Source organism: Aequorivita aurantiaca (assembly GCF_030410135.1).
Classification (GTDB): Bacteria; Bacteroidota; Bacteroidia; order Flavobacteriales; family Flavobacteriaceae; genus Aequorivita; species Aequorivita aurantiaca.
Genome location: NZ_JAUGQQ010000020.1, coordinates 1 through 7294, shown reverse-complemented (window position 1 = coordinate 7294; position 7294 = coordinate 1). Strand labels below are relative to the sequence as shown.

At 33.1% G+C, this 7294-nt stretch carries 7 protein-coding genes; all 7 read left to right on the top strand.

Annotation, left to right across the window (positions count from 1 at the left end; genetic code table 11):
- Window positions 1-115 precede the first annotated feature (115 nt).
- The 7 genes from QRD02_RS14095 to QRD02_RS14065 all read left to right on the top strand — a co-directional run bounded on the left by QRD02_RS14095 (window position 116) and on the right by QRD02_RS14065 (window position 7068).
- Complete coding sequence (locus QRD02_RS14095; RefSeq protein WP_290255607.1) at window positions 116-673, top strand: hypothetical protein; 558 nt, start codon at window positions 116-118, stop codon at window positions 671-673.
- A 150-nt stretch (window positions 674-823) separates the two neighbouring features.
- Window positions 824-1969: a DUF6438 domain-containing protein gene (locus QRD02_RS14090; protein ID WP_290255606.1), complete on the top strand. Its 1146-nt coding sequence runs from the start codon at window positions 824-826 to the stop codon at window positions 1967-1969.
- A 163-nt stretch (window positions 1970-2132) separates the two neighbouring features.
- Complete coding sequence (locus tag QRD02_RS14085; RefSeq protein WP_100775694.1) at window positions 2133-2927, top strand: cation efflux transmembrane domain-containing protein; 795 nt, start codon at window positions 2133-2135, stop codon at window positions 2925-2927.
- Between the two features lie 173 nt (window positions 2928-3100).
- Window positions 3101-3895, top strand: a complete 795-nt coding sequence (locus QRD02_RS14080) for a cation efflux transmembrane domain-containing protein (RefSeq protein ID WP_141422662.1) — start codon at window positions 3101-3103, stop codon at window positions 3893-3895.
- 878 nt (window positions 3896-4773) lie between these two features.
- Window positions 4774-5289 (top strand): SF0329 family protein, encoded by a 516-nt coding sequence (locus QRD02_RS14075; RefSeq protein WP_290255605.1) that lies wholly within the window; start codon window positions 4774-4776, stop codon window positions 5287-5289.
- A gap of 353 nt (window positions 5290-5642) precedes the next feature.
- The gene (locus QRD02_RS14070) at window positions 5643-6029 is read left to right on the top strand and encodes a hypothetical protein (RefSeq protein WP_290255604.1); all 387 of its coding nucleotides are present in this window, start codon (window positions 5643-5645) and stop codon (window positions 6027-6029) included.
- A gap of 199 nt (window positions 6030-6228) precedes the next feature.
- Window positions 6229-7068 (top strand): hypothetical protein, encoded by an 840-nt coding sequence (locus tag QRD02_RS14065; protein WP_290255603.1) that lies wholly within the window; start codon window positions 6229-6231, stop codon window positions 7066-7068.
- The last annotated feature ends 226 nt before the right edge of the window (window positions 7069-7294 follow it).

The window sequence follows — 7294 nt, the reverse complement described above, 5'->3', positions numbered from 1 at the left end:
CTACTTTGAAAATCCTATCGGATTTTCAAAAGGCAATTTTGTACTTGGAAGGGCCTGGGCAAAAATCGCGCAACGGCTCATACACCAGAAACGTTGTAAGTAATTTAAGAATCAAATGAAAAGGAAAGTATTTATTATATTATTACTTTCAATTTTAAGCTGTTTATTATTTTTCAAAAAGTATATCAAAGATTCATATCATAATTATCGAGAATCTCAAATTATCAAGAGTTCTATTGTTTGGAGCCCTGAAAATAAACTCAAATTAAGTGACTTTAATTACGAGCCTGAAGTAACCCAAATGGATAATATTGCCGTGACAGTTGGAATTATATCTGTGCACAATATAACTGACAAGATTACTCATCGCTCCACCACGGTTTTTAGACCAAAGGAATCATTTATAACAAAACTTGATGACTCATTTGCTCTACGAATTGCTCAAGCGCGATTTGATTTGTGTGAATTATATCGGAGAAAAATGGAATTAAAAATTGATTCTTTGAACGAAAAAGACATTAAAAAAATAAATACTGACACTATTACGAAGTATGAGGAATTATATTATGATCTTTTCGAAAAAGAATGGAGCAAATTCAATAAAATAAAAACAAATGAATTAAGTGAAGGGTTAATGGAATTGGAAAGGCAAATAGTACAACAGCTAAAATAAAAACTACTTACAACAATGTATAACCGCAATTACGGCGGATTCGACTGCGTCCGAATCCCCGCGTAATTGCTAAAGTCAGTGACAAACCAAAAATTAAGGCAAATCATCCCGTAACTGCGGTTATACTAAACGTTACCACCAATTTAAAAAATGAAGAAACTGAAATTTATAAGTCTATTTTTTATATTATCATTTGTGAGTTGTAAGTCGGATAAACAAAAGGTTTCAAATAATCTCATTGGAGAATGGACTAAAATCAACAAATTAAAGAGTGATAACATTCCGCCGCCACCATTTTATGAACCCTTTGGGATTGGATTTACTGATAAAAAAATTGAGGTTTTTAATGGTTTTAAACAATATGACCAAGATTCAATTACAAAAAAACGGCAATTAAATTATAAAGGAACATTTGCAGATTATAAAGTTCAGGCGGATAGTATTTTTATTTTGAATCCATTTAATGAAAAGTGGGAATTTAAATGGAAAATAAAGAAAAATTTATCAGATACTTTAATTCTAACATCAAACGATTCGACAATCATAAAACTTGAAAGAATTAATAGCGATTCAAATATAATTTTTGACCAAATTATATTCTCAAGTTCTTACTGTTATGGATCGTGTCCAGTCATTGACATTTCAATTGACAACAAAAACAAAATTTATTTTCACGGAGAAAATTATGTGAATCCGTTAGGATTTTATGAATCAAAAATTGACAGCGTCAAGACTAAATATATATTTTCAAAGTTTGGAAAAGCAAATATCGATAGCTTGCAAAAGGATTATAGAGTAGGTCATACTGATGATGCGACAATTACTACAACATTTATTAAAAATGGTGAAATAGTAAAAACCATACACGACTATGGCAAAGCAGGTCCCAAGGAATTGGTTTGGGCTTATGTTCCTATAGAAAATTTATACACTCAAATTGAATTGGACGAATTAGAAAATAATCAATTAAACTCTAAAATTGAGTTTGGTAATTTTAAAAACGCCAATCATTTTTTGCCAATTGAAAAGTCAGAGAGTTTTTTTTTATGGACAGAAATTAATAAATCCAAGATTGTAACCGAAAAATTTAATTTTAAATACTCTATCACATATTGGCAGCCGGAAACGGATAAAAACGATAAGGAACAATACAAAATAGATAAAATTGAAACTGATGGGAGATTCTTTAAATTTTATTACAAAAATCAACAACCAGTTACTTATGATTTAGGGTATGATTTTATCGAAAGAAATTTTGATGAAGCTGATTTTTATGAAAATACTAATGACAATTAAAAACTGGTGGTAACAATGGCTATAAGTAATTGCTTGTTATCGCCTACTTCTGAAAATCCTCGCGGATTTTCAGTTTGGTTTGTACTTGCAAAGTTAAGTGCTAATCCACGCAACTACTCATAGCCGAGACGTTGTAAGTAATGCCGAAAAACCCAGAAATCGAATGAAAAAAACAATATTTGAAATTACAAAAATGGATTGTCCTTCAGAGGAAAACCTAATCCGAATGAAATTGGACGGAATTTCAAGTATTGTGAATTTGGACTTTGATATTCCGAACCGAAAATTGACAGTCTTTCACAGCGGAGAAACCGAACAAATCGAAAAGTCCGTTATTGAACTAAATTTAGGCGGGAAAAAAATCTCAACCGAACTAACCGACCAAACGGAATTTAAAGAAAATGCAAACCAAAAAAAGTTACTTTGGTCTGTACTTGCCATAAATTTCGCCTTTTTCATAATCGAAATGACAACGGGAATAATCTCAAAATCAATGGGACTTGTTGCCGACAGTTTAGATATGCTTGCGGACAGTTTCGTATACGGAATTAGCTTGTTTGCGGTTGGCGGAACGTTGATTAAGAAAAAGCGGATTGCCAAACTTGCTGGATATTTTCAAATTACACTTGCAATTATCGGATTTGTGGAAGTTTTAAGAAGGTTTTTCGGAGACGAGAAACTACCCGATTTTTCGACAATGATTATCGTTTCGATTTTTGCACTTATCGCAAATGGAATTTGTCTTTACATTTTGCAAAAGTCAAAAAGCAAAGAAGAGGCACATATGAAAGCAAGTATGATTTTCACCTCGAATGACGTGATTATCAATTTAGGAGTTATAATCGCTGGACTTTTGGTAAATTGGTTGAGTTCGAGTAAACCTGATTTGATTATTGGAACAATCGTTTTTATTTTGGTAATTCAAGGGGCGTTTCGGATTTTGAAATTAAGTAAGTGAATGGAAAAAGCACTACTTACAACAATGTATATAAAAAATAGGCGAAACAGTAATAAAATCAAGGCTTTTGGCTCGTATCAAACTTTGTGCTTAACCGAAAGTTTCGTGCTTCGTAATCGCCTACTTTTCATATACTAAACGTTGTAAGTAATGCCGAAAAACCCAGAAACCGAATGAAAAAAACAATATTCGAAATTACCAAAATGGACTGTCCTTCAGAGGAAAATCTAATCCGAATGAAATTGGACGGAATTTCAAGTATTGCGAATTTGGACTTTGATATTCCGAACCGAAAACTGACTGTTTTTCACAGCGGAGAATCCGACCAAATCGAAAAGTCCGTTATTGAACTAAATTTAGGCGGAAAGAAAATCTCGACCGAACAGACCGACCAAACAGAATTTAATGAAAATGCAAACCAAAAAAAGCTACTTTGGTCTGTACTTGCAATCAATTTTGCCTTTTTTATTATCGAAATGACAACAGGAATAATCTCAAAATCAATGGGTCTTGTTGCCGATAGTTTGGATATGCTTGCCGACAGTTTCGTATACGGAATTAGCTTGTTTGCGGTTGGCGGAACGTTGATTAAGAAAAAGCGGATTGCAAAACTTGCTGGATATTTTCAAATAACACTTGCGATTATTGGATTTGTGGAAGTTTTAAGAAGATTTTTTGGAAACGAGAAACTTCCCGATTTTTCGACAATGATTATCGTTTCGATTTTTGCACTTATTGCAAACGGAATTTGTCTTTACATTTTGCAAAAGTCAAAAAGCAAAGAAGAGGCTCATATGAAAGCGAGTATGATTTTCACATCAAATGACGTGATTATCAATTTAGGAGTAATAATTGCTGGAATTTTGGTAAATTGGTTGAGTTCGAGCAAACCTGATTTGATTATCGGAACAATCGTTTTTGTTTTGGTAATTCAAGGAGCATTTAGAATATTGAAATTAAGTAAGTGAATAAAAAAGCACTACTTACAACAATGTATAAAAATAATAGCGGTTTAATCGCTAAAACGAAAGTTAGAAAATATAAAAAAGGTCTGTGTTTAACTGAAAAGATATTGCGTAAAAATCCGCTACTATTCTTATACTAGACCGTTGTGGGCTATTAAAAAATATTAAAGTCCAGCGCAATCGCAAACCCCTTTATCGGATATTAAATCAAAGATCGGGCATTCGGACCGGGCACTTCGGACACCAAACTTTTGCGGAGCAATAAATGATTGGCCAAATTCGGATCCCAGATCGGACCGGTAGCGAAGGGGAGACCTAAAGTAAAACAGCCCACAACAATGGCTATAGTTCATTGCGGCGGATTTTTCTGCCGAAAATTCCCGCAGCTTTGCTATCTTTCGGCTACGGCGGAAAAGTCCTTCGGACATTTTCCGCAACAAACCATAGCCTAAACGTTGGCATTAATACCTCCGAATTGAATTCTTGCGAATTAATTCGGAGGTATTTTATATTAAAACTTTGCGAAATCACACCGAAGCAATACGCGGAATTGGTCGCGCGCGGAAAATTTTAGCGGACTAATTTAAATTGACTTTACTCGGACGGAATTTAGCATTTTTAAAAAAATGTAATTGATCTGTTCGGAATTATATATCGGATTTATAAAAGGGTTGCGAAATTAAATGACGGATATATTACTCGGGCGCAAAAACCCACGGTTGTGTGTCGGTAAAAATGCCAACAACGTATATAATTTATGGCTCGACCTCGCCCACTTCCGAAAATCCTCGCGGATTTTCAATTTGGTTTTTATTTGCTACATTTAACGCTGGCACACGCCACAAATCATATACAAGCACGTTGCCAGTAATTTTAAAAAAATGAAATGGACTAAAGTAAAGAAAAGCATAGAAGTTAACTTTGCAGAAAGTCTGTCTGACAGAATTAAAATATATTTTACCAAATATACATCTGACTATGATGCTGGTGATTTGGCTAACAGAGCGTGGATAACAGTTGATGGAAAAGAAGTTGTAAATTTTTCAACTTTAGAGGCATTTAATATAACTGGATGTGTTTACAATGCTACGACACCAACTGATATATGGAAAATCGACAAAAGTGAATTGAAAAGAGAAAATGGAAAATTGATAGCAAAAGGTGAATTTTCAGCTTTTGATTTTACAGAATGTTGCTTTGAATTTTTGAATATGAGTATTGATGATGCCTTTAATCACGAAAGTGCTATACTAAATTCTCTTGCCGTACTGGACAAAAGATTTGGTAAGAGAAGATTAAAAAAAACTGATTCTGAATTTTTTCATCCATTGGCTGAGTATTTTTTCAACCTGAGACTTGTAGCTGAGAATATAAAAACTACTGGCAACAATGTATAACCGCAATTACGGCGGATTCGACTGCGTCCGAATCCACGCGCAATTGCTACCGTAGGTGCTTTTCCGAAAAACATTAAATTTAATCCCGTAACTGCGGTTATACTAAACGTTGTACTGCATTTAAAAAATAAATATTGAGCAAGAGATTAAAAATTGTTATTGGGATTTTTAGCATAGTAATTGGACTAACTCTAAAATCGCTTTTTAATCACAATTTAAAATATTGGGAATTAATAAAATACTCTTCTCTTTTCCTTTTTGTTATTGGACTTTCAATTCTTTTATTCCCTTTGTGGGAGGAATGGAAGTACAAGCCAAAGAAAAAATTCAAAGAACAACCCACGAAATGGTTAGTGTACTATTCCAAAAGTGTTTTTGCATTGGGTTTTACATTGTTTACAATAATCGGACTCGAAAAATCAGGAAAATATTTAAATTATACTTTAAGGAATTATTATTTGAGTTCAAATTCAAAAATCACAAACGGAACTATAATCAATTATGTGAGGATAAATCTGGTCAAAGCAGGACAAGAGGATTTCTATTTAATTCAGTTTAACGACGGCGAAAAACTAATTGAAAGAGGATTATTAATAGACTATTCAGATTGGGACAACGATAAAGGAAGTGAAGATTTCAAAATGACTCAAAATGGGATTGTAGTTAATAAAGTTAAAGGAGGAAAAGTTAATATTCAGTTTTCCGAAAGATTTCCTTCCTTTCTGAAAATTGTGGAATAAAAAAACGCAGTACAACATTAGCTATAAGCAATGCGGGATAAGTGCCAAATCGAAAAGCAGTTGTATATTTACGAAGTCGCCAAAACTTTTTGGCGATTAGTATAATAAAAGAAATAAGAACAAAAATTTTGGCTTATCGCTTGTTCAAAAATGATTGCATTTTTCCCCCGCACTGCTCATAGCCGAGACGTTGTACACAATGATGAAAAACCTATTTATAATATTCACTCTAACATTTACCTTTATAGCTTGTAAGGATAATCCATCTGACTCAAAGCAGAATGAAGAAAACGAATATTATGAAAATAATCCAAAAGTAGTTTTTAAAAGAACAGTTCATAAAACTGACTTTGACAGTGTTTACTATTTTTATGATGATGGCACTTTATTTAAAAAAGGAAAACAGTATAAAGAGAACCAAAAATTTGGAATTTGGGAATTATATGATAGAGAGTCAAAATTAAGAGAAATTCGAGAGTGGTTTACAATAGAAGGGGAATCAAGAGCCAATAGAGTATGGCATTTAAATAAAAAAGGTGATACAATAGCTTGGAGAGAAGAGGATTCTATATATAAGCAAAAAAGATTTTTTAATGACACCATATATTTTCGAAATACATCATATGATTATATATGGTTCAACAAGGATACCATTCAGTTAAAGGAACCTTTAAAAGCAACGGTAGAAATATGGTCTCCCAGTATAAGGAATTATCCCGCTAATACGAGAGTGCTTTTATCTCGTCAGGAGAACAACTTTAACTATGATTATTCAAACGAAAAAGAGATTAAGTTAGATACTTTCTACGATTTGACTACTGACACAGAAAACCAAAAATGGTTTCCAGATTCAGACTTTAATCATATAGTAGTGTTCGGCAGATGGTTCGATAATCCTGGTGAAAAAATCATTAGAGGATACTACCAGCAATATTACAATGGACCATTCGATTCTCGAAAAGATGGAAAAAGAACCGATAGCATTATTGGATATAAAACTTATTTCGAAAAGAGAATTTTTGTAATGGACAGTATTTGACATAAACACTGTGTACAACACGAGTATAAACGCAATAGCGGAGTTAGTGTTTAACAAAAGATAGTTTTATAAATCTAAAGTCAGTTATAACCGAAAATTAAGTGAATAAATCCCGCTACTGCGCTTATACCAAACGTTGTGGGCTATTAAAAATTATTGATATTCAGCGCAATCGCATCCCCTTTATCGGATATTAATCAAACGCCAGACTTTCGGACTTGGCACT

What these genes read in the sequence shown, in the direction of transcription:
- QRD02_RS14095 (WP_290255607.1), top strand. Translation starts at nt 116, where the DNA reads ATGAAAAGGAAAGTATTTATTATATTATTACTTTCAATTTTAAGCTGT.
- QRD02_RS14090 (WP_290255606.1), top strand. Translation starts at nt 824, where the DNA reads ATGAAGAAACTGAAATTTATAAGTCTATTTTTTATATTATCATTTGTG.
- QRD02_RS14085 (WP_100775694.1), top strand. Translation starts at nt 2,133, where the DNA reads ATGAAAAAAACAATATTTGAAATTACAAAAATGGATTGTCCTTCAGAG.
- QRD02_RS14080 (WP_141422662.1), top strand. Translation starts at nt 3,101, where the DNA reads ATGAAAAAAACAATATTCGAAATTACCAAAATGGACTGTCCTTCAGAG.
- QRD02_RS14075 (WP_290255605.1), top strand. Translation starts at nt 4,774, where the DNA reads ATGAAATGGACTAAAGTAAAGAAAAGCATAGAAGTTAACTTTGCAGAA.
- QRD02_RS14065 (WP_290255603.1), top strand. Translation starts at nt 6,229, where the DNA reads ATGATGAAAAACCTATTTATAATATTCACTCTAACATTTACCTTTATA.